The sequence below is a fragment of the Nonomuraea polychroma genome, from assembly GCF_004011505.1.
GTDB lineage: Bacteria > Actinomycetota > Actinomycetes > Streptosporangiales > Streptosporangiaceae > Nonomuraea > Nonomuraea polychroma.
The window spans coordinates 1,517,004-1,540,123 of sequence record NZ_SAUN01000001.1 but is presented as its reverse complement, the minus strand read 5'-3'; the positions used below and the strand labels follow the sequence as shown (position 1 = coordinate 1,540,123).

Annotated in this window: 15 protein-coding genes; 7 read left to right on the top strand and 8 right to left on the bottom strand. The window is 71.5% G+C overall.

All coding sequences use genetic code 11. The features are described from left to right. Nucleotides 1–8: 8 nt before the first annotated feature. The 7 genes from EDD27_RS06715 to EDD27_RS06685 all read right to left on the bottom strand — a co-directional run bounded on the left by EDD27_RS06715 (nt 9) and on the right by EDD27_RS06685 (nt 14,390). Entirely contained in the window at nt 9–3,038 is a 3,030-nt protein-coding gene (locus EDD27_RS06715; protein WP_127931582.1) for a non-ribosomal peptide synthetase, read from the bottom strand. Then, entirely contained in the window at nt 3,035–4,906 is a 1,872-nt protein-coding gene (locus EDD27_RS06710; RefSeq protein ID WP_127931581.1) for a non-ribosomal peptide synthetase, read from the bottom strand. Before EDD27_RS06710 ends, EDD27_RS06715 begins: the two co-directional genes overlap by 4 nt. Before the next feature lie 86 nt (nt 4,907–4,992). Beyond that, nucleotides 4,993–5,229, bottom strand: coding sequence for a phosphopantetheine-binding protein (locus tag EDD27_RS06705; RefSeq protein WP_127931580.1), 237 nt, complete (start codon nt 5,227–5,229; stop codon nt 4,993–4,995). Continuing rightward, nucleotides 5,223–6,728: a condensation domain-containing protein gene (locus tag EDD27_RS06700; RefSeq protein ID WP_127931579.1), complete on the bottom strand. Its 1,506-nt coding sequence runs from the start codon at nt 6,726–6,728 to the stop codon at nt 5,223–5,225. The genes EDD27_RS06705 and EDD27_RS06700 overlap by 7 nt, the downstream gene beginning before the upstream one ends. Next, nucleotides 6,725–8,266 (bottom strand): class I adenylate-forming enzyme family protein, encoded by a 1,542-nt coding sequence (locus tag EDD27_RS06695; protein ID WP_127931578.1) that lies wholly within the window; start codon nt 8,264–8,266, stop codon nt 6,725–6,727. Before EDD27_RS06695 ends, EDD27_RS06700 begins: the two co-directional genes overlap by 4 nt. Then, nucleotides 8,263–13,602, bottom strand: a complete 5,340-nt coding sequence (locus tag EDD27_RS06690; protein WP_127931577.1) for a non-ribosomal peptide synthetase/MFS transporter — start codon at nt 13,600–13,602, stop codon at nt 8,263–8,265. The genes EDD27_RS06695 and EDD27_RS06690 overlap by 4 nt, the downstream gene beginning before the upstream one ends. A 347-nt stretch (nt 13,603–13,949) precedes the next feature. After that, nucleotides 13,950–14,390 carry a MarR family winged helix-turn-helix transcriptional regulator gene (locus EDD27_RS06685; protein WP_164903512.1) on the bottom strand — a complete coding sequence of 147 codons (441 nt, stop codon included), beginning with the start codon at nt 14,388–14,390 and terminating at the stop codon, nt 13,950–13,952. A 99-nt stretch (nt 14,391–14,489) separates the two neighbouring features. Between EDD27_RS06685 and EDD27_RS06680 the strand changes: the two genes are divergently transcribed. The 7 genes from EDD27_RS06680 to EDD27_RS06650 all read left to right on the top strand — a co-directional run bounded on the left by EDD27_RS06680 (nt 14,490) and on the right by EDD27_RS06650 (nt 21,684). Next, nucleotides 14,490–15,590 carry a substrate-binding domain-containing protein gene (locus EDD27_RS06680; protein ID WP_127931575.1) on the top strand — a complete coding sequence of 367 codons (1,101 nt, stop codon included), beginning with the start codon at nt 14,490–14,492 and terminating at the stop codon, nt 15,588–15,590. A gap of 142 nt (nt 15,591–15,732) precedes the next feature. Beyond that, nucleotides 15,733–16,014 carry an FmdB family zinc ribbon protein gene (locus EDD27_RS06675; RefSeq protein WP_127931574.1) on the top strand — a complete coding sequence of 94 codons (282 nt, stop codon included), beginning with the start codon at nt 15,733–15,735 and terminating at the stop codon, nt 16,012–16,014. A 26-nt stretch (nt 16,015–16,040) separates the two neighbouring features. Beyond that, nucleotides 16,041–17,288 carry a formamidase gene (fmdA, locus tag EDD27_RS06670; RefSeq protein ID WP_127931573.1) on the top strand — a complete coding sequence of 416 codons (1,248 nt, stop codon included), beginning with the start codon at nt 16,041–16,043 and terminating at the stop codon, nt 17,286–17,288. A 33-nt stretch (nt 17,289–17,321) separates the two neighbouring features. Beyond that, nucleotides 17,322–18,353: an alpha/beta fold hydrolase gene (locus EDD27_RS06665; protein ID WP_127931572.1), complete on the top strand. Its 1,032-nt coding sequence runs from the start codon at nt 17,322–17,324 to the stop codon at nt 18,351–18,353. Nucleotides 18,354–18,404: 51 nt separating this feature from the next. Continuing rightward, entirely contained in the window at nt 18,405–18,974 is a 570-nt protein-coding gene (locus EDD27_RS06660) for a DUF1097 domain-containing protein (RefSeq protein ID WP_127931571.1), read from the top strand. Nucleotides 18,975–19,066: 92 nt separating this feature from the next. Beyond that, the gene (locus EDD27_RS06655) at nt 19,067–20,761 is read left to right on the top strand and encodes a purine-cytosine permease family protein (RefSeq protein WP_206641286.1); all 1,695 of its coding nucleotides are present in this window, start codon (nt 19,067–19,069) and stop codon (nt 20,759–20,761) included. Nucleotides 20,762–20,937: 176 nt separating this feature from the next. Beyond that, on the top strand, nt 20,938–21,684 hold the full coding sequence (locus tag EDD27_RS06650) for a GntR family transcriptional regulator (protein ID WP_127931570.1): 747 nt from the start codon (nt 20,938–20,940) through the stop codon (nt 21,682–21,684). Here EDD27_RS06650 and hglS read toward each other — a convergent pair whose 3' ends face one another. Next, complete coding sequence (hglS, locus tag EDD27_RS06645; protein WP_127931569.1) at nt 21,685–23,082, bottom strand: 2-oxoadipate dioxygenase/decarboxylase; 1,398 nt, start codon at nt 23,080–23,082, stop codon at nt 21,685–21,687. It abuts the gene before it with no gap. Between the last annotated feature and the right edge of the window lie 38 nt (nt 23,083–23,120).

Genomic DNA, 23,120 nt, shown 5'->3' with positions numbered 1-23,120 from the left:
GACCCGCCTCACCCGGTCAGCGCGCGCCGCGCCTCCTCCTCACTCATCGCGTCGATCTCCTCGATCAGCAGGTCCTCGACGGCCTCGGCGAGCTCGGCCACGGTGCCGCAGCCGAACACGGTCCGGATCGGCACCTCCACCTCCAGCATCGCCCGCAGCCGCGCCGCGACCCGGGTGGTCATCAGCGAATGCCCGCCCAGCTCCAGCAGATCGTCCAGCACGCCGACCCGGTCGAGGCCGAGCACCTCCGCCCAGATCTCGGCGACCAGCGCCTCGCTGTCGGTACGCGGCGCCGCGTAGTCCGCCCCGGTGACCCGGTCCGGCTCGGGCAGCGCGGCCCGGTCGACCTTGCCTCGGGAGGTGAGCGGCAGCTCCGCCAGCCGTGACCACCGGGTCGGCACGAAGCCCCGCGGCAGCCTGCCCGCGGCGTGCGCGCGCAGCTCGGCGGGGCCGGCGGGGCCGGTGAAGTACGCCACCAGGTCCTCGCCCCGGGCGGCCACGGCCACCTGCCCGGCGCCGGGGTGCTCGCGCAGGACGGCCTCCACGTCACCCGGCTCGATGCGCACGCCGCGCACCTTGACCTGGTCGTCCAGGCGGCCCAGGAACTCCAGCTGCCCGTCCGAGCGCCACCGCGCCCGGTCACCGGTGCGCAGGCGCCGAGCGCCGGGGTCACCGTACGGGTCGGGCTCGAAGGCGGCGGCGGTGCGGCCGGGCAGCCCGGCATACCCACGGGCGACCCCGGCCCCGCCGATCGCCAGCTCGCCCGCCGCGCCCGGCGGCACCGGCTCGCCCCGGGCGTCCAGCACCCGCACCGACGTGGCCGACAGCGGCCGGCCGATCGGCGGGCGCCCACCGGAGCCGGTCCCGTCCAGCTCGGCCCAGGTGGCGATGACCGTGGCCTCGGTCGGCCCGTACGTGTTGACCAGCCGCACCCCGGGCCCGTCGCGATGCCACAGCGCTTGCCACCGTGCCACGGCCGCCCCGTCGGCCTGCTCACCGCCGAGGATCACCAGCCGCAGCGCGGGCGGCCACGCCACCTCCGCCGGCGACTCGACGAGCCGGTGCCAGTACGCGGTCGGCAGATCCAGCACGGTGATCCGCCGTCCGTCCGGCCCGGCCAGCAGATCGGGCAGGCTCGCGGGGCCGTCCGGCAGCGGCACCACCGCCGCCCCGGACGCGAGCGCCGGGAAGATCTCCTCGACGTGGGTGTCGAAGCTCAGCGACGCGAACTGCACCACATGATCCCCCGGGCCCAGGCCGTACTCCCGCCGCATCCACCCGACCCTGGCCGCCACCGAGCCATGCTCGACGAGCACCGCCTTGGGCAGCCCGGCAGACCCCGAGGTGGTCATCACATAGGCGATCCCCTTGGCCGCGCTCCCCTCGCCCACGGCGCGCACCCCGTCCTCGCCGATCAGCCAGGCGGCGCCCGCGGCGGCCATGGCGTCGGCGTGCCGGGCGGGCGGGTCGGCGGGGTCCAGGGGCAGGTACGCGGCGCCCGCCCGCCACACGCCCAGCAGTGCGGCGATCACCTCGGCGGACGGGACCAGCCGTACGGCCACCACGTCGCCCTCCCGGACGCCGCTGCCCCGCAGGATGCCGGCGAACGCGCCGGCCCGGTCCCAGAGAGCCGCGTACGAGACCACCTGATCACCGCAGCGCACGGCGACGGCGCCCGGCGTCCGGCGCACCACGTCCGCCACCAGCTCCAGCACCCCGTCCGCGACCGGCTCGGCGGGCCCGGCGGCCAGCTCGGCCATCGTCTGCTCGTCCCGTCCGGTCCACACCGGAAGCCGCGAGATCGGCGTGTCCGGCCTGGCCACCGCTCCGGCCAGCAGCGTCAGGTAGCGCTCGGCGATCGTCGCCACCTCGCCGGCGTCGAACACCGCGCCGTCGTACCCGAAGCAGATCGCCGGCTCGTCACCCGCCGGCCAGACCTCCACCAGCAGATCCACCACGATCTGGTCGTGGCTTCCCTGCGGGTCCGACACCCGGACTCCTCCGTACACCCGGTCCTGCCCGGCGGCATAGTCCTGCAGGATGAACACCGTCGGCAGCAGCGTCTCGACGCCGCGCGCCAACCGCTCCAGCAGCGGCGCGGGCCGGCCCATCGCCTCCAGCACCACCCCTTTGACCCGCCCGAGCAGCTCGGCGAACGTCGGATCGCCCGTCAGGTCGCCGCGCAGCGGCAGGGTCTGGGTGAGGTACCCGACCATCCGCTCCAGCTCGACCCGGTCCCGCCCGGCGACCACGGTGCCGACCAGCATGTCGTGCTGTCCGCTGTGCCGGAACAACAGCGCCTGGTACGCCGCCATGAGCACCATGAACGGGGTCGCCCGATGGGCCAGGGCCAGCCGCTCCACCTCGGCGAGGTGACGCGCGTCCAGCCGTGCCCAGTGATATCCGCCCTCCCGGACGGCCGCGCGCGCCCCGGGACGGGCGAACGGCAGCTCGGTGACCGGCGGCGCGGCCAGCGCCTCGGTCCAGTACGGCATGGCCTTGTCCGCCCTGCGCCGCTGCCAGCGGGCGTAGTCGCTGGGCAGGATGCGCAGGCCGGGCAGGCGGGCGGGGCGGCGCTCCACGGCGGCGGCGTAGTACTCGCCCAGGTCGTCGAGCATGATCTCCAGGGAGTGCCCGTCGGCCAGGATGTGATGCAGCGTCAGGCACAGCACGTGATCGTCCGGGGCGATCTCGATGACGGCGACCCGCAGCGGAACGCCCGCTGCCAGATCGAAGGCGGCGTTGGTGCGCTCGGCGACCAGCGCGTCCACCTGCTCCTCGGCCGCCGCCAGCCACTCGATCGGCGGCGCCCAGCCGACCGGCCCGGCCACCGCCCACGGCGTGCCGTCCTCCTCGGTGAAGGCGGTCCGCAGGCTCTCGTGCCTGGCCACGAGCGCTCCGACGGCACCGGTGAACGCGTCGCGGTCGAGCGGGCCGCGCAGGCGGCGTACCAGGTACATCGTGTACGAGGCGGCGCCGGGCACCAGCCGCTGGAGCATCCAGAGCCGTTCCTGGGCGGGCGACAGCGGTGCCCTCATGACCCGGCCGCCGGGTCGTCGAACAGCCCCTGGAGCTCCTCGGCGCTGAGGCCGTCCAGCTGGTCGCGCAGCGCGGCGACATCGGCCAGGCTGAGATCGGCGTCGTCCATGTCGTCGAGCCGGGCGGCGAACCCGGCGATCGTCGGATGCTCGAACAGGACGAGGATCGGCACCTCCAGGCCGTACTTGGCCTGGACCCTGGCGATGAGCTGCATCGCGGCGAGGGAATGGCCGCCGAGCTCGAAGAAGTCGTCGTCGGCGCCGATGGGCTCCGTGGCGCCGAGCACCTCCGCCCAGATCTCGGCGAGGTCGGACTCGACCGTGGTGACCGGGGCGCGGAAGGCGGCGGTGCCGGGGCGCGTCCACGACGGGGAGGGCAGGGCGCCGCGGTCGAGCTTGCCGTTGGGCGTGAGCGGCAGGGACGTCAGGGTCGTGTGCCGGACCGGGATCATGTAGTCGGGGAGCGATGCGCGTAGTCGTTCGCGGAGCGCGGCCCAGTCCACGGCCTGCGCCCGCGGGACCAGGTAGGCCACCAGACGCCCGTCGCGGACGGCGACCGCGGCGTCCTTGACCTCGGCGGCCGCGCGCAGGGTGGCCTCGATCTCGCCGAGTTCGATGCGGAATCCGTGGATTTTGACCTGCTGGTCGGCGCGGCCGAGGTACTCCAGCCGGCCGGCGGGCGTGACTCTGGCCAGGTCGCCCGTGGCGTACATACGGGCGCCGGGGGTGCCGGCGTACGGGTCGGGCAGGAAACGCGCGGCCGTCTGACCGGGCAGCCCGTGGTATCCCCGGGCGACGCCCGCGCCGCCGATGTGCACCTCGCCGATCTCCCCGTCGGCGACCGGCGTTCCGTTCTCGTCCAGCAGGTGAACCGCGGTCCGCCGGATGGGCGAGCCGAGATCCACGGCCTCGGGTCCCGGCCGTACCCTGCCGGCCGTGGACCACACGGTGGTCTCCGTGGGGCCGTAGACGTTCCACACGTCGGCGCCGTCCGCCAGCAGCGCGTCCGCGAGATCGCGGGGCAGCGCCTCACCACCGCACAACCGGGTCCTGATCGCCGCAGGGATTCCGCCGGACTCCAGCAGGATCCGCCAGCCCGCCGGCGTCGCCTGCATGATCGTGACTCCCTCGGCGAGGGCCCGTTCGCGCAGCGCCCACCCGTCGGAGACCTCGCCGGTGGCCGCGATGACCACCCGCCCTCCCGTGAACAGGGGCAGCAGCAACTCCAGGACCGAGATGTCGAACGACAGCGTGGTGACGGCCAGCCACCGATCCTCCGGCCCGATCGGCAGCAGTTCGGCGAACGCCTCCAGCAGGTTCGCCACGGCGCGATGCGGCACCGCCACCCCCTTCGGGCGACCGGTGGACCCCGAGGTGAACATCAGGTACGCCAGACGTTCCATGTCGGCGGCAAGCAGGGGTGCCGAGGTGAAAGCGCCGTTCAGCGGCCGGCCCCCGGGTGAGAGCGTGAGCACGGCGGGAACGCCGTCCAGCAGTGCGGGATCGACACCCGCCTGGGTCAGCACCAGGCCGATGCCCGCGTCCTGGCGCATCATCCGCAGCCGTTCGGCCGGAAACGCCGGATCCAGCGGTACGTATGCCCCGCCCGCGGCCCACACGGCGAGCATCGCCACGAGCATCCCGGTGGTCCGCTCCACGCACAGCCCCACGGGCACCCCGGGACCGACGCCATGCCCGCGCAGCACGGCGGCGAGGTCCTCGACGCGCCGGTGCAGCTCCCGGTAGGTCACCTGGCCGTCGGGGCCGGTCACGGCCACGGCGTCGGGCGCCTGGTCCAGCCACCGCCAGATCGTGCCCGCTCCGCCGTTCACCGCCCCCCGCGGGGGCGGCGTCGTGTCGTCACTCAACGTCGATCTCGCCTTTCAGTCTCGCAGGCTGAGCGGGTGGCCCCAGGTGAGCGCTCTCTGGCCGGACCTGGCCGGCACGGGGGCGATCATGACGGGCGGTCCACCAACGGGGACAGCCGGCCGACCAGCCCGTCGAGCGTGTCGAGGCCGCCGAGTTCGATGTCGACGCCGAACTCGTCCTCGATCGCGTCGATCAGCCGGATGTGGCCCAGCGAGGTGAGGCCGAGCGCCGTCAGCGCGCAGTCGGCCGCCAGCACCTCCGCCGTGGTGAGTTCGCCGTCGCTGGCCTGGGCCACCAGCGCGGCCACGCGCTCCTTCAGCATGCCTGCTCCCGCAGTCGGGCGACCTCCGCCGCGATGCCCATCGCGGTGGCGTCGTCGATGAACACCTCGAAGGAGAGCTCCACGCCGAGCCGCTCCTGGGTCCTGGCCATGATCTGGGTGATCGTGAGGGAGTGGCCGCCGAGATCGAACAGGTCCTCGTCGGGTTCCACCTCGTCCAGTTCGAGCTCCTTGGCGAAGATCGCCTGAATCTCCCGTACGAGATCGGCGTCCACCGGCCCGTCCTTGACCGTGACGGCAGCGGCGGTGACGGCGGACGCCGCCGGAACGGGGCCGGGCAGCGGCAGCCGGTCCAGCGGCGCCTCCGGATCCGCGGCGACCGCCGTCAGCAGCATGACCAGGTGCTCCCGGATCCGCTCGGCCCCCGTCCGGTCGAGGAGTGCCGGGTTGTACTGCAGCCGCGCCGCCGTACCCGCCTGGTCGTCGACGACCTGCAGGTGGAGCGTGTTGCGCACCCACCCGTTGAACATCATCCACTCCACCGACGTGCCCAGCCCGGGGAACAGCGGGCTCGTCTCGGGCCGCCGTCGGTAGCTGAGCGACACGGGGGTGAGCGCGGCGCGCGGGCCGATCCCGTCCACGGCTCTGGCCAGCGGAACCTCGCGATGCCGGTACAACCGCCGCAGGTCGCCCCGCAGGTTCCGGGCGAACTCGCCGAACGTGTCCCCCTCGGGCGCCCCGATCACGGGCAACTCGTTGACGAAGGTGCCCACGTGGTCCCGGCTCCGCTCGGTCCGCGTGGACAGATCCACGCCGACCGCGGGCCGCGCGTTGCCGTACGCGTGCAGCAGCGCGACGAACGCGGCCAGCACCGCCTCGAAACGGGTGACCTCCAGCCGCTCGGCGAGCCCGCCGAGGTCCTCGACGACGAAGTCGAGGGCGGAGCCGGGCGCCGCGGCCACGGACACACCGGTCAGGCCGGGCAGGCGCAGCTCCCGCTGGTCCTGCCACCGGTCCTGCCAGTAGCGCCGCGCGTCCGGCAGCGCGTCCGCGAGCCTGACCTGCTGCTCGATCGCCACCTCCGGGTACGTCGCCGCCAGCGGCGCCGGCGCCGCGCCCCCGTACCAGGCGGCCAGATCCCGCAGCAGAATGTCCTTGGACTCCCCGTCGAACACCGCGTGATGGGCCTGGAACAGCAGCACATGCCGCTTGGCGTCCTCCCGGATCAGCGTGAACCGCGCCGCGGGTCCTTCGACCGGATCGACCGGCCCGGCCAGCTCCTCCTGAAGATCGCCGCCTTCGCGCATCGGCGGCACCGCATGGGGCACCACCCGCAGCTCACCGCCGTCCTCGGCGAGCACGCCGCCCAGCACGGGGTGCCTGCGCGCCACCTCCTCACACGCCTCCCCCAGGGCTGTCACGTCAAGCGGCCCGTCCAGCCACACGGCCAGCGGCATGTGAAAGGCCCGCCCGGCGACCCCGGCCCGCTCGGTGAGCCACATCCCCTGCTGCGCAGGGGAGGCCGGCCACGATCCGGTCATCTTCCGCCTTCTTTCTCCACAGAGCTCGCTTTCTCCATGGGGCCCGCCTGCTCCGCCGGGCCCGCTTCCACCACAAGGTCCGCCTGCTCCTCGTTCAGGAGGTCGCGCAGATCGGACTTGACGACCTTGCCCGAGTGGTTTCTGGGCAGGCGGTCCACGAAGATCACTCGTGCCGGCAGTTCGTGGGAGGCCAGCCGGGTCATGAGAAAGGCCCGTAGCTCCGTCATGCGCGGCGCCCGCGCGCGGGGCACGACGGCGGCGGCCAGTACGGTGCCCAGCACCGGGTGCGGCACGCCGGTGACCGCCGCCTCGGCCACGTCCGGGTGTTCGTGCAGCGCGGCCTCCACCTGCACGGTCGACACCTTGTACGCCCCGGACTTGACGACGTCGCTCTCCCGATCGACGAGATACAGGTAACCGTCCGCGTCGAGGTAGCCCAGATCGCCCATCCGCACCCACCCGTCCCGGAAGGTGTGCGCGCTGGCCTGCTGATCCCGGTAGTACGAGCGCGCGGCGGCCGGGGAGCGCAGCCAGATCTCCCCCGTCTCCCCGGCCGCCAGTGGCCCGCCGTCGGGACCGGTGACCCGCAGCCCGCTGCCGAGCGCCGGCCGGCCCAGGGCCGCGGGCCGCGACGGGTCGTAGATCATGACGGTCTGGGCGGGCGCCGCCTCGGTCGAGGTGTAGTAGTTCGTCACGGTCGCCTTGGGGAACGCCGCCGCCAGCCGCGCGCACAGCGCCGCCGGCAGCGTCGACGCCGCCGACCCGAGCAGGACCACGCCGGAGAAGTCGTGACGTTCGTGCAGCCCGGCGTTGAGCAGCTCAAGGGCCATCGCGGGCACCAGGAACACGGTCCCCACCCGCCGCGACTCGATCAGCCTGGCGAACCTGCCCGGGGTGAACCGCGCCAGGGTCAGCACCGCCGGCCGCGCGTCCAGCGCGTTGATCAGCATGGCCTGGCCGGCGTTGGTGCCGATCGGGAAGGCATGCAGCAGCAGCCGCGAATGCCCGAACCTGCGGCGATTGGCCCGGGTGGCGCTGCCGTAGGTGAGGTTGGCGTGGGTGGCCGCCACCGCCTTGGGCCGGCCGGTGGTGCCCGAGGTATAGAGGATCTGCGCCAGATCCCCCGGCCTTGGCGGCTCGGGTTCCCGCGAACCGGGCTCCAGTTCGGCCGGTACGGCGCTCCAGTACCCGCCGTCCGGCGGCGCGGCCGGCCCGGCGTGCAGTACGCCGGTCGCCGAGCAGTGCTCCAGCATGTACGCCACCTCGGCCGGAGCGAGCCGATCGGAGATCGGCACGGCCACCCCGCCGGCGAGCTGCGCGGCGCAGTAGGCCACGGCGAAGTCGGTCCAGTTCTCGGCCCCGAAGAGCAGGCCCACCCGATCGCCCCGCCGCACCCCGCGCCGGACCAGCCCGCGCGCCAGCTCCTCAGCCCGCGCCTGCCATTCCGCGAAGGTCAGCGTGCCGCCCCCGGCGACCTCCAGCGCGACCTGCCCGGGCTCCTCCGTGGCCCGCCTGGCGAGCAACTCCGGAACGATCATGACTCTCCTCCGGCGCGCCGCCGCAGCTCCTGGATACCGACGAGATCATCGGGCAGCGCGTCGGGCACCTCGGCATCGAAGCGTGCCAGCACCCGCACCCGCATCGCGCACACCGCGATCAGCGCGATGGCCAGCCCGAAGGCCACGTACATCAGCCCGATCCCGCGCCCGTCCCCCGTTCCGAGCAACGCCCCCGCCGTCGTGGCCAGCGGCCCGTCGGGGGCCATCAGCGGGTCGAACACCGCCGCCCCGTACGGCGCCACCAGCCCGAACCCGATCGGCAGCGTGGACCAGGCGACGAGGGTGTTGAGCGCGATGACCCGCCCGTGGAACCGCTGCGGCACCTTGACCTGAATGATCGTCGCGTACACCCCGTTGAGCAGCGTCAGGAACAGCGACATCCCGAACGCCCCCGCGGTGATCAGCACCAGATCCGCCCGTACGCCGGCGACCACGCAGAACACCGCCAGCGCGAGCGTGAACAGCAGCACCCCGCGCAACCGCCGCCGGCGCGGCCCGCCCCACACGGCCATCAGCAGCCCACCGGCCAGCACGCCGATGCCGCCCGCCAGTGACACCTGCCCGACGTCCCGCAGCGTCGCGAAGGACAACACCAGCGGCGAGATCATCAGGAACAGCGGCGACAGGAACACGTTCAGGACGGCGAAGAACACCAACATCCCGCGGAAGCCCCGATTCCCCCAGGTCAGCCGCCAGCCGCCGGCGATCTCCGCCATGACCGTCTCGCGCCGCCGCCACGCCATGCTCCGGGGGAACCGGACCGCCAGCAGGACCGCGATCGCGAAGCCGTACGACAGCACGTCGATGATCAGGATGCCCTCCAGCCCGATGACCGCCATCAGCCCGACCGCGACCAGCGGCACCGCCACCTGGGCCGTACCGGTGACGAGCTGCACCACCCCGTTGGCGTGGCCGAGGAACCGCTTGGGGACGAGTTGCGGGATCGCCGAGCCGTACGCGAGGCGCTGGAAGGTCAGCGCGACCGACAGCAGCGCGAGCAGCGGGTAGACGTGCCAGATCTCCAGGTTGCCGGTCCACAGCAACACTCCCAGGATCAACTGCACGCCGCCCGCGGTGACGTCCCCGGCGAGCATCACCACGCGCCGGTCGTGCCGGTCCACGATGGCTCCGGCGAGCGGTGCGACCAGCATGCCCGGCAGCAGCCCGAGCACCGCGAACAGCGCGAAGTTCACCAGCGAGCCGGTGGTCGTGTAGATCCACAGCGGCACGGCGAACTCGGTCAGCGCCGACCCCAGGATCGACACCAGCTGGCCGGCCGCGACCAGCGTGAACCGCCCCATGCTCGGCCGCACCCGACGAGCCCCGGAGGTGCCGGAGGCCGGGGAATCTCCCGAGGACACGCCCTCCAGCCACCACGTCGATCGCGGTGTACGTGCCAGCCGATCGGCCCGCCCCCCGCCGATGGCGCGGTGCGTGCCGGTCACGATGGCCGCCAGTTCCTCGGCCCGATATTTCAGGAAGAAGTGCCCCGCCTCGTCCAGCACGACCAGGGCGGTCTGCTCCGACAGCACGTGCCATTCGCGGTAGCGCTCCTGGTAGAACTCCATCGCCGGGTCGCGCTCGCCGGCCAGCGCGATCACCGGCGCCCGCAGCGGGGCCGCGGCCTCCTCGAACATGCGGGTGAAGTACCGCTCCGCCTGCCGGGTGCCGCGCCGCCGGTTGCGGACCATGAGGTCGAGCTGGTCGCGGCCGACGTCCTCCACGTCCAGGCCGGCGGCCCGCAGGTCGTCGATCCAGGCCTGGTCGCCCCGGATGCGCTCCATGAGCTCGGTCAGGCCGGCGAGGCGGCCGCGGGGACGGGCGAACGGGAAGACGCCGCCGAGGTACACCGCCTCGACCTCGCGGCCGGCGTCCTCCAGCCGGCGGGCGATCTCCGCGATCAGCATCACGCCGAGGCCGCAGTGGCCGTACAGGGTGACGGGGCCCTCGATGCCGTCGAGGATCTCCTGGACGCACCCGTCGGCGACCTCGTCCAGCGGCCGGGCCTCCTCGCCCAGCTCGTGGCCGGGCACAGCGATCGAGTACAGCGCCCAGTCGGCCGGCAGGGCGTCCGCCAGCGGCTGGTAGATGACCGCGCTGCCGCCCCCGTACGGCGCGCAGATCACCGTCGAGGCGGCCGTCCTGGCGGGCGTGAGCCGGTGCAGCAGGCGGCGCGGGCCCTCACCGGCCGACTCCAGCAGCGCGGCCAGCTCCCGCACGGTGCGGTGCTTGAACAGGTCGAGCACGGTGACGGTACGCTCCGGCGCCACCTGCCTGAGCCGGGCCACCACCCGCATGGCCAGCAGGGAGTGCCCGCCGAGCTCGAAGAAGTCGTCCGTGGCGCCGACCTCGGGGACGCCGAGCAGCTCGGCCCACACGGCGGCGGCGGTCTGTTCGGCGGCGGTCCGCGGCGGCTCGAACCGGCCGGTCGTCTCCGGCGCCGGGTCGGGCAGGGCGGCCCGGTCCACCTTGCCGTGCGACTTCAGCGGCGGCGGCTGGTCCAGCCACACGTATCTGGCGGGGATCATGTAGTCGGGCAGCCGCTCGGCCAGCCACGTCCGCACCTCGGCGGCCTCCGGCCGGTTCTCGGCGCCGGGCTCACCGACGAGGTACGCCACGAGCAGGCCGCCGCGCATGTCGGCGATCGCCGACGTCACACCGGGACACCCCCCGAGCACCGATTCGACCTCGGCCAGCTCCACCCGGTAGCCACGGATCTTCACCTGCAGGTCGCGGCGGCCGAGGAACTCCAGGTTCCCGTCGGGAAGGTGCCGGGCCAGGTCACCGGTCCGGTACATGCGCGCGCCTGCCGGACCGTACGGATCGGGCAGGAACCGCTCCGCGGTCAGGGCGGGACGGTCGAGATACCCCCTGGCCAGCCGGTCCCCGCCGAGGTACAGCTCCCCGGCGACGCCGATCGGCACCGGCTCCAGATGCTCGTCCAGGACGTACGCCCGAGCCCCCGGCAGCGGCCGGCCGATGGGCAGCGTGGTGGTCGTGCCGCCGGTGCCCTCGACCGGGTATGTGGTGACGCCCACCGTCGCCTCGGTCGGCCCGTAGTGGTTGACGACCCGGCAGCGCCCGGACGCGGCCAGCTCCTCGGCCCAGTCGCGTGGCGCCGCCTCACCGCCGAGGATCAGCAGCTTGCGCGGCAGCACGTCGGCCTGTAACGCGGCCAGATGAGACGGAGTGATCTTGAGGTAGTCGATGCCGGCGTCCCGGACGTACTCGGCCAGCTCATGCCCTGCCGTGCGCGGCGCGATGATGTGCAGCGTCCCGCCGGTCATGAGGCACGCGTAGAAGACCGTCACCCCGAAGTCGAAGGCCAGCGACTGCAGCAGCCCGTACGAACCGCCGGGTTCGATCTCCAGCCGCTCCCGCAGGCCCGCGAGATAGACGAGCGCCTGCCGATGCTGGATCGCGACGCCCTTGGGCCGGCCGGTGGTGCCGGACGTGTAGATGACATAGGCCAGGTCGTCGGGCGTCACGTCGACGGGCACCACCTCGTGGCCGTCGAGATCCCCGTCGGGCTCGTCGAGGCCGACCGTGACCAGCCCGTCGGGCAACCGCCCCCTGGAGGACGCATCGGTCACCGCGATCCGCACTCCGGCGTCGCTCACCACATACGCCAGCCGCTCCCCCGGATGCTCCGGATCCAGCGGCAGATACGCGGCCCCCGCCTTGAGCACGCCGAGCACCGCCACGGCCAGTCCGGCCGACTGCTCCAGGCACACCGCCACCCGTTCCCCGGGCCCGGCGCCGAGGGCCCGCAGCCGCCGGGCCAGCCGATCGGCGCGGGTGCCGAGCTCGCCGTACGTGAGCGAGACGTCCCCCGCCACCACCGCGACCGCTTCGGGATCCTGCCCGGCGACGACCTCGTGCAGCAGCCGGATCCCGGCGGGCGGCGCCGGCTCGGCGACCCCGAGGGCCAGCACGCGCCGCCGCTCGTCCGGGCCGAGCAGCGGCAACCGGGAGATCGGCAGCCCGGGGTCGGCGACCGCCGCCCGCAGGAGCGTCTCCAGGCATCCCACCAGCCGCCGCGCCGTGTCCTCCCGGAACAGCGCGGTGCTGTACGCGAGCTGCCCGTGCAGCCCGCCGCCGCCCTCGAAGAGATAGAGCGCCAGGTCGAACCGGCTGGCCACGGTGGGAATCGGGTACGGCTCCGCGCCCAGCCCGGAGGTGTCCAGGGTCCGGCCGCGATAGTTCTGCAGCGCGAACATGGTCTGGTACACCGGCGTACGGCTGACGTCCCGCTCCACGGCCAGCTCGGTGACGAGCCGGTCGAACGGCAGCGCCTGATGCGCGAAGGCGTCCAGGGTGGTGTCGCGGACCCGGCCGAGCAGGTCGCGGAAGGTGGGGTCGCCGCGCAGGTCGGCCCGCATGGCCAGGGTGTTGATGAACGGCCCGACGACCCCTTCCAGCTCGGGCAGCTCCCGCCCGGACACCGGCGACCCCACCGCGAAGTCGTCCTGCCCGGCGAACCGGCCGAGCAGCACCTGGAAGGCGGCGAGCAGTGTCATGTAGGGCGTGGCCCGGTGCGCCTGGCCCAGCTCGGCGATCGACGCGGTGAGGGCGGGGTCCACGATGACGTCCACGGCGGCGCCGGTCCAGCGCTGCTCGGCGGGCCGGGGCAGGTCGGTCGGCAGCTCAAGGGCGGGCACCCCGTCCAGCCGGGACACCCAGTAGCCCACGTCGTCGTCGAAGGTCCGGCCGCGCTGCCAATGCGCGTAGTCGCCGAACTGCAGCGGCACCGGCGGCAGCTCCCGGCCCGCGTGCAATGCCAGCAGTTCCTGGAACAGGATGTCGCACGACCAGCCGTCGGTGATCGCGTGGTGCATGGTGAGCAGCAGCACGTGCTCACGCGTGGTTTCCTCGGGGGCCGACCGGACCAGCAGGGCGCGTAGCAGCGGCGGGCGGGCCAGGTCGAACGGCCGGGCCAGCTCCCCGTCGATCTCGCCGGGGTCGGCGGTGACGCGGAACTCCACGACCGGCTCCTCGGCGATCATCGTCTCCGGGCGGCCGTCCGGGGTGGTGACCAGGCTGGTACGCAGGCTCTCGTGCCGCCGCGTGAGCTCGGTCAGCGCCCTGACCAGCGCGTTCTCGTCGAGTTCGCCGGTCAGCCGGGCGGCGAACGGCACGGTGTAGGCGGCCGTGCCGGGGGCGTACTGCTCAAGGAACCACAAGCGTTCCTGCATGGCCGAGGGCGGCGGCGCGGTGCCGGGGTCACGGCGGGGGACGCTGACCTTGGCGGCACGCGCTCGGAGGCGACGCTCCAGCAGAGCCTGCTTGGCCGGTGAAAGGGAGCTCCTGGTCACGCGTCTTACTCCTCGGAACACGCGGTTGTACACGTACGAGGCCCGCGGCGATGACGCCCTGGACCGGGATGTGCTGCGGTGCGATCGGTGCAGCCGGAACGGCGAAGCATGTGCAGGTCCGTGGGAACGCTCCCAACGAGGGAGGCTAGGTTTAGGCCCCACCGAGGTCAAGGCCTAGATCGGCATTTCCGGCTGCGCAGCGTGGTCTAACAAGAACGATTCGTCATGTGTGCACGTCCCCCCCGCGTTTGCGGCGGCCCTATTTTTCGAAGCTTGACAGCTCGGAAAGCTCTTCGTCATCTATTTGGGAGCGCTCCCAGCAACTCAATCGGATGCGCAAAATGACGTCATTGACCCAGACGGCCGGACACGCGGACCAGCAGGGCCCGCAGCAGGGCGATCTCCTCGCCGCCGATGGCGTCAACGATCTCCTTGTACTGGCCTTCCACCGTGGCGGTCCACTTCTCGAGCGCCTGGCGTCCCCGGTCCGTCGCGAACACCAGCACGCGCCGGCGGTCCGCCTCATCCACCCGGCGATGCACGAGGCCCAACGACACCATGCGGTCGATGACCTTGGTAAGGCTCGGTGGCGAGAGCACCGCGAATTCGGCTATCTCGGTCATGGGGCGGCCGTTGCCGTCGCCCAGCAGTGACAACACGCGCCACTCCTCGATCGTGGCGTTGTCCGCTTTCAGCGCCGTAGTGAGCTTTTGCACGACACTCCGTTCGACGAGCGTGAGGAGCCGCGCGAAGTCGAGGTCGCGATGTACGGTCGCTGCAGTCGTCAACTTCCCTGCCAAGAGATCGTGGTGGTCGTCCCTCCCACGGTACCATTCCTTATCGGTGTGAAATATTTCGGTAACAAGTAATAGGTAACGTCACCGGATATGATCGAGAAGTCGCGCCTGTGGCCCGGCTCTCACGCGGGGCCCAAGCGCCATGACACGCTGGACGTCGCCCTCGTGATCCCGCTCCAGGGCCCGGCCGGGATCTTCGGGCCGTCCTGCGAATGTTGTGCGCTGTTGGCGGCCGAAGAGGTCAATGCCGAGTCAGGAGTGCTGGGCAAGGAGCTGCGGCTGGTGCTCGTCGACGGCGGGGCGCCGCCCGAGCAGGTGGCGAACGACATCGACGCGCTGATCTGCGCAGGCATGATCGACGCCGTGGCCGGCTGGCACATCTCCGCGGTACGTGAGGTCGTCGCGCCGCGCATCGGCGGACGGGTGCCGTACGTCTACACCGCGCTCTACGAGGGCGGCGAGCGGTCCCCTGGAGTGTTCCTCACCGGGGAGACGCCGAATCGCCAGCTGCGGCCGACGCTGGAATGGTTCGCGAGCGAGCTGGGAATCCGGCGATGGACGATCGTGGGCGACGATTACGTCTGGCCGCGATCGACGGCCCGCGCGGCCCGGCGCTATCTGGCCGAACTGGGCGGCGTCGTGTGCGACGAGATCTATGTGCCGCTGGGCACCGAGGACTTCGAGGAGACGCTGAGCCGGGTCGCGATCAGCGGGTGCGAGGCGGTCCTCATGCTCTTGATCGGCAATGACGCCGTCACCTTCAACCGCGCGTTCAGCAGCGCGGGGCTGGATCGAGACCACGTCCGGTTCAGCTCGCTGATCGAGGAGAACGTCCTCCTCGCCACCGGACCGGAGAACACCCGGGGCCTGATGACCTCGGCCGGATACTTCGAAGACCTGCCGACCGCGTCCGGGCTCGACTTCGCCGCCGCCTACGGGCGCAGGTTCGGCTCGCAGGCGCCGGTGCTCAACAGCCTGGGCGAGTCCTGCTACGAAGGCGTGCGCATGCTCACCGAGCTGCTGCGCAGGGCGGGTGCGCTGGACGTGGAGCGGATCCAGGCCGTGGCCGAAGGGCTGGAGTACGAGAGCCCGCGTGGCACAGTCCAGGTCCGAAACCGCCACCTGAATCAGCGTGTGTTCCTCGCGGCCGCCGACGGCCTGCAGTGGGACGTCCTCCAGCAGCTCTACTAGAGAGCGCCGGACATTCCCGCACCGCCCGGGGCGTAGCGCTGCCCGAACGCGCGCCCGCAGCGTTTACCCGCATGTAACATCCGTCGCCACCCAGATTTACTTTCTCCAAAAATACTTCAGAAATGAAGTTTTGGAGGTGTCCATGGCGACGTACCAGTACCGGTGTGCGGGGTGCGGCCCCTTCGACGTGACCCGCCCGATCGGGCAGGCCCGGCCCGAGGAACCGTGTGAGGCGTGCGGTCACCCGTCACGTCGCCTCTTCACCTCCCCGATGGTCATCCGCACGCCCGCCGCGCTGGCCCGGGCGTTGCAGGCCCAGGAGGCGAGCGCGTACGAGCCCCGCGTCGTCGACGAGGTCCCCGCATCCCGACGGGCACCCGCACGGTCGGCGGATCCCCGACACGCCCTTCTGCCGAAGCCCTGATCGGCGAACCAGTTTGGAGGCAGCACATGCCGGAAGTCATCTTCAGCGTCGACCAGACCCTGTCCATGCGCGATCAGAAGATCCCAGGCCACAACCGCTGGCACCCTGACATCCCGCCGGCCGCCACCGTGTCGCCGGGAGCGGAATTCCGTCTCGAGTGCCGGGACTGGACCGACAACCAGATCGGCAACAACGACTCGGCCAATGACGTCCGCGACGTCGACCTGTCGCACGCCCACATGCTGAGCGGCCCGATCGCGGTGGAAGGAGCGGAGCCGGGAGACCTGCTCATCGTGGACATCCTGGACCTGGGCCCGATCCCGCAGCCGACGAGCGACGGGTCGGGCTCGGGCTGGGGATACACCGGTGTCTTCGCCCGCGACAACGGCGGCGGGTTCCTCACCGACCACTTCCCGGACTCGTACAAGGCCATCTGGGATTTCCACGGACAGATGGCCACCTCGCGGCACATCCCCGGGGTCCGGTATACCGGGATCACCCACCCCGGCCTCATGGGCACCGCTCCGTCCGCCGAGTTGCTGGCCCGCTGGAACGCCCGGGAACAGGCCCTCATCGACACCGATCCGTACCGGGTGCCGGCGCTGGCGCTGCCACCGCTGCCGGACAACACGCTGGCGGGGCAGCTCGCCGGTGAGGACGCGGCCAGGATCGGCCGCGAGGGCGCCCGCACCGTGCCGGCCCGGGAGAACGGCGGCAACCACGACATCAAGAACTTCACCCGTGGCTCCCGGGTCTTCTACCCCGTGCACGTCCCCGGTGGCCTGCTGTCCGCCGGCGACCTGCACTTCAGCCAGGGCGACGGGGAGATCACCTTCTGCGGCGCCATCGAGATGGGCGGGTTCCTGGACCTCCACGTCGACCTGATCAAGGGCGGCATGGAGAAGTACGGCGTGACCACGAACCCGATCTTCATGCCCGGCAACGTCGAACCCCGCTACAGCGAGTTCCTTTCGTTCGTCGGCATCTCCGTGGACCACACCACCGACACCAACTACTACCTCGACGCCACCATCGCGTATCAAAACGCCTGCCTCAACGCCATCGAGTACCTCAAGACCTTCGGCTACAGCGGCGAGCAGGCCTACCTCCTGCTCGGCTCGGCGCCGATCGAGGGCCGGCTCAGCGGCGTGGTGGACATCCCCAACGCCTGCAGCACGCTCTACCTGCCGACTTCGATCTTCGACTTCGACATCCGCCCGACCGCCGACGGTCCGCGCAAGACCGATCGCGGCCGGTGCGCGGTGACCTCCTGACCTTCCCGTTCACCCTCCAGAAGAGGTCCACCCATGAACGACCACCAGATCTTCGACCTCGGCGACTTCACCACCCAGCATGGAGCCACCCTCCGCGGCGCCTTCCTGGCGTACACGACGTACGGCGAGCTCAACGCGGACAAGAGCAACGTCATCGTCTACCCCACCTGGTACTCCGGGCGGCACTGGGACAACGAGTGGCTCATCGGGCGTGGCATGGCGCTCGACCCGGATCAATACTTCATCATCGTCCCCAACATGCTCGGCAACGGCCTGTCCAGCTCGCCGAGCAACACCCCCGCCCCCTACGACCGGGCTCGTTTCCCGCACATCACGGTCCACGACCAGATCGTGGCGCAGCACAAGCTGGTGACCGAGGTGTTCGGCATCGAGCGCATTGCCCTGGTGACGGGCTGGTCCATGGGCGCGGGACAGACCTACCAGTGGGCGGTGAGCCACCCCGAGATGGTCGAACGGATCGCCCCGTTCTGCGGCTCGCCGCGTACGAGCATCCACAACTTCGTCTTCCTCGAAGGCGTCAAGTCCGCCCTGACGGCCGACTCCGTCTTCGCCGGCGGCTGGTACGGCGAGCAATGGCCGACCACCGGGCTGCGCGCCCTGGCCCGGGTGTACGCCGGGTGGGGCTTCTCCCAGGCCTTCTACTGGGAGAAGTCCTGGGAGGAACTCGGCTACACCTCCCTGGAGGATTTCCTCGTCGGCTTCTGGGAGGGGTTCTTCCTGGACGGCCGGGATCCCAACAACCTGCTGGCCATGCTCTGGACCTGGCAGAACGGAGACGTCGGCCGCACCCCCGGCTTCGACGGCGACACCGAGGCCGCCCTCGCCTCCATCAAGGCGACCTCCATCGTGATGCCCGCGGAGAAGGACCTCTACTTCCCGCCGGAGGACGAGGAATGGGCGGTCAGCCACATGACCAACGCCGAACTCCGCGTGATCCCCGGCATCTGGGGCCACTTCGCCGGGCACGGCAGCAATCCGAAGGACACCGCGTTCATCGACGCGGCTCTGCGTGAGCTTCTGGCCAAGCCCGGCGGCCTGGACTGAGAGGCACCCGTCTCCCGCACTCGGCAAGACCTCCGCATTGGAGCCCCTGGCATGCGTATTCGCCTACCTCATGAGGTCAGCGCCTCGATCGTCGCCTTCGCCACCGTCTTCCTCGCCATGAGCCCGCTCAACATGCCGACGTGGGCCATCTTCATCACCTGGGCCGGCACCTTCCTCCTCGGCGGCCCGACCAAGGCCAACGCGGTGAAACTGATCACCGCCACCACCGCCGGGGCGGGATTCGGCGTGGTCGCCATCCTGCTCAACCGCGCGACTGGCACCATGTTCGGCAGCGGGTCTTTCGGCCAGACCGTGGCCTTGGGGCTGGTCATCTTCGTGGTCAACGGCACACTGCTGGCGGCCGGCCGCCTCCAGGCGCTGTCCCTCATCCCCGGGATGTTCTTCGGGTTCGCGTCGCTGTTCGCCACCTACTTCGGTGGATTCGGCTTCGCCGCCGGCAACCTGGCCGCCGCCTTCGTCAGCTCTGCCGCGATGAGCGCCCTCGGCCCCCTCTGCGCCTTTCTGGGCCTACGTCTGATGTTCGCCCCCGCCGAGCAGCCGGAAGAGCGCGCATCGGAGAGTGCACCGTCCGCGGCCTCGGAAGCCCCCGCAGGGAGCTGACGGCGGCACCCGCCCACCACATCAAAACGCGCCGAAGCCAGCCACAGCTTCGTCATGCGCATCATTCGGCACCGCCCGAAAAGGAAGGTCAGATGTCGGCGACCGTCAAACAAGCCCGGCGTTACAACGCGTGGACCAACAACAGCACCCTGGAGGATTACTCACTCCGATACGCACCGAAGTCCTTCCGCCGCTGGTCACCCTACGTCGTGGCCACCACCGCCCTCGGCGGCATCGCCTACCTCGCGGACTTCGCGATCGGCGCCTCGATCGCGGTCACCCACGGCGTGCCCAACGCGATCGCGGCCATCCTGGTCACCGCCGCGATCGTCTTCATCACCGGCATGCCCATCGCCTACTATTCGGCGCGCTACGCGATCGACATGGACCTGCTGACGAGGGGCGCCGGATTCGGCTACCTCGGCTCGACCATCACCTCCCTGATCTACGCCAGCTTCACGTTCATCTTCTTCGCCCTGGAGGGGGCGATCATGGCCCAGGCGCTGGAGTCGGGGTTGGGCGTCCCGCTCCCGCTGGGCTACCTGATCTGCTCCCTCATCGTGCTACCGCTCGTCGTCTTCGGCATGACGGCCCTGTCCAAGCTGCAGGTGTGGACTCAGCCGATCTGGCTCGTCCTCATGGTGCTGCCCTTCCTCGCGATCGCCGTCAAGGAGCCCGGCAAGTACGCCGAGTGGCTGGACTTCGCCGGCAACAACCCCGGCGGGGCGACGTTCAGCCTCATCGGGTTCGGACTCGGCGCCGGCGTCGCGCTGTCCCTGATCGCGCAGATCGGCGAGCAGGTGGACTACCTGCGCTTCATGCCGGAGAAGACCGAGAAGAACAAGGTCGCCTGGTGGTCGGCGGTCGTCTCGGCCGGACCCGGCTGGGTCGTGCTCGGCGGGCTCAAGCAGCTGGGCGGGGCCTTCCTCGCCTTCTTCGTCGCCGGGCAGGTGGGCCTGACGAAGGCCGTCGAACCGATCGAGCAGTACATCGGAGGCTTCGCGGTCATCATTCCCGGGGGTGTCGTCGCCCTCGCGGTGTTCTTCGTCATCCTGTCCCAGATAAAGATCAACGTCACGAACGCCTACTCCGGGTCCCTGTCATGGGCCAACTTCTTCTCCCGGACCCTGCACCGCCACGCCGGCCGGGTGGTGTGGATCTTCTTCAACGTGGGCATCGCGCTGGCCCTGATGGAGCTCGGCGTCTTCGGCCTCCTCAACGCGGTGCTCGGCTTCTACTCCAACGTCGCCATCGCCTGGATCGGCGCCGTGGTGGCCGACCTGGTCGTCAACAAGCCGCTGAAGCTCAGCCCGTCGTACATCGAGTTCAAACGCGCCCATCTCTACAACTTCAACCCGGTCGGCTTCGGCTCGATGCTGATCGCCTCGGCGATCTCCGTCCTCGCCTTCTTCAACGTGTTCGGCGATCTCGCCCAGGCGTTCTCACCGTTCATCGCCCTGGTGGTGGCATTCGTCCTGTCCCCCCTGATCGCCTGGCTGACCAAGGGCAAGTACTACATCGCCCGCGTCGACGACCTGCCCGAGCCACTCGTCGTCAACGGGGGCCTCAACCCCGCCGAACTGGTCTGCACCGGCTGCCAGATGTCCTACGAGCGGCCGGACATGGCCTCCTGCCCCTTCCACGAAGGCGCCATTTGCTCGCTGTGCTGCAGCCTGGACGCGGCGTGCCGGGACAGTTGCAAGCAGCAGTCCCCCGCCCTTCTCACCATCTCGCACCGGCGCGAGCCCGTCCCCGAACCGAAGGAGGAGACCAGAGCGGGCATGTGACCATCCGGCAGGTCAGGCGCTTGAGGCCCGGGCCGCGCCTGTGGCGCTGCCCGCGGCATCTCCGTCCTGCGACTCCTGTTCTATGGCAAGGCCCGCGCGCACTCCGGCGCGGGCGGGTCCGGCCCGTGTAGCGGACGGCATGATCGCACCCGGTTCCCTGCGGGTAACATGCCACCATGCCACCGACCCGCACCCACACCGAGCTGAAGCTGCAGCCGTTGCCGCAGGGCGGGCGGTCGCTGGCCGAACAGGTGATCTCCGAGGTGCGCCGGGCGGTGCACACGGGCGCGATGGTCCCCGGCCGGCTCTACTCCGTCTACCAGGTGGCCGAGCAGCTCAACGTCTCCAGGAGCCCGGTGCGCGAGGCCATGCTGCGGCTCGCGGAGGCGGGACTGGTGCAGGTCGAGCGCAACCGGGGGTTCCGCGTCGTGCTGCCGCATCCCCGGGAGATCGTCGAGATCTTCGGCGTACGACTCGCACTGGAGCTGCCCGCGGTCCGGCGGGCCGCCGGTGGTGACACCGCCGGCCTCGGCGCCGAGCTGCGGGCGACCATGGAGGAGATGGCGGCGGCGGTGGCCGCGGGCGACGAGACCCTGTTCTTCCACCTGGACCAGGCTCTGCACGACCACATCCTGGTCGCGGCCGGCAATGGCAGAGCGCGCGCGATCGTCGGCGGGCTGCGCGACACCATGCGCATCCTCGGCACGTCCACCGACGATCAGTCCCGCACGCTGCGGCAGGTGCACGAGGAGCACGAGCCGATCGTGGCGGCCGTCGCGGCGGCGGACGCCGAGGCCGCGGCGCGCGCGATGTGCGCCCACCTGACCAACACCGGGCTCATCCTGGCCAGGCAGGCGGCCAGGGCCCAGGGCGAGCCGGTCGACGTGGACGCGCTGTGGGCGGCCATCGTCGACGAGCCATGATCAGGGGATGACGATCTCCCGGTCCAGGCCGAGCTCCGCGCGCACGCGGGCCAGCGACTCCGCCCGGATCGACGCGTACAGCTCATAAGGGTCGTGGAGCGGGCGGCCGAGGATCCCGGCCATAGCCTCGGCATCAAGGTCCGCGCCGGTCCTGGTCACGTCCTTGGCGCCGTCGGAGGTCAGGTTGGACTGGAAGATCCCGGCGGCCGAGCGTGGCAGGAAATCCTCGTACACGATGGGCCGGGCGCCGGCCCACCCCTCCGCCAGGAGGGTGGCGAGGTCGGCCGGTGGCGTGGACCCGGGCCGCGGGTCGAGGACGTGGAAGGTGAAGTAGGCGAGATCGCCGGTGATCAGCTCGGCCTCGGTACGCGGCACGCGGCCCTCCCAGAGCTTCGCCGCCACCGCGTTGCGTTCGCCGGCGGTGACGGGCTGCCCGGCGAGCGTCTCGTCCAGCTCCGCGGCCAGGTCGTCGTAGAGCGCGCGCCCCGCGGGCGTCACCGCGATGCCGCGCGCCTCGACCTCTCCGAACCGCACGCGGAGATCGTCCTGGACGACGCGGCCGTCGTTCTTCCTGAACAGCCGCGGCTCGGCCAGCGCGCGGAAGGAGGTCTGGCGCAGCAGCAGGTCGGGGCCGTCCCAGCGGGGCGGTCCCTGGATGGCGTCGATCATCGTGATGCCGCGCTCGCCCATGCGCGCGTAGAGGGCGTCGATGTCGAGCACGCGCGGGGTCAGGTGGTTGATGTGGGTGCTCGGCACGCCGCCGATGTCGGCGGCCACCGCGGACACGCGCTCCAGCTCGGCGTACCAGCTGCGTGAGACCGGCTCCCTGGACAGCTCGAACGCCTGCGTGGCGAGGGTGAGGAACTCCGCGGCCGCCGGGTCGTCCAGCCCGCCGTCGGCCTCGGCGCGGTCGGCCAGGTCGAGCAGCCGCGGCGGGAACAGCCGCCGGGCCTCGAGGAAGGCGACGAGCCGGCGTTCCAGGTCCTCGCCGAAGAACCGGCGATCGCCCGTCACCAGCATGGACGTGAACACGCGGAACGGGTTGGCGGCCAGCTCAGCCTCGTCCACGGGACGGAACGCCGTGGAGACGACCGGCACGGAGCTGCGGGCCGCCTCGCGCAGGTCGTAGTAGCCGACGGGGTACATGCCCATCGCGCCGAAGATCCGTGCGACCTGCGCCAGCTCGGCCGGGGTGCCCACGCGGATCGCGCCGTGCCGCTCGGCGGTGACGCGACCGATGGTGCCGAGCCGTTCGGCGCCGGCGCCCATCCGCGCCATCACCTCGCGGTTCACTTCCTGCGCGACGTCGACGAGGGTGTTGTACGCGGGGACCTCTGTGCCGTACATCGCCGACAGGCGCCGGGCGAAGGCCGCCCGCAGTGCGGTCGAGTCGACCATCGTGCCTTCCTTCCTCCAGTGCGTGGCATGTTACATGC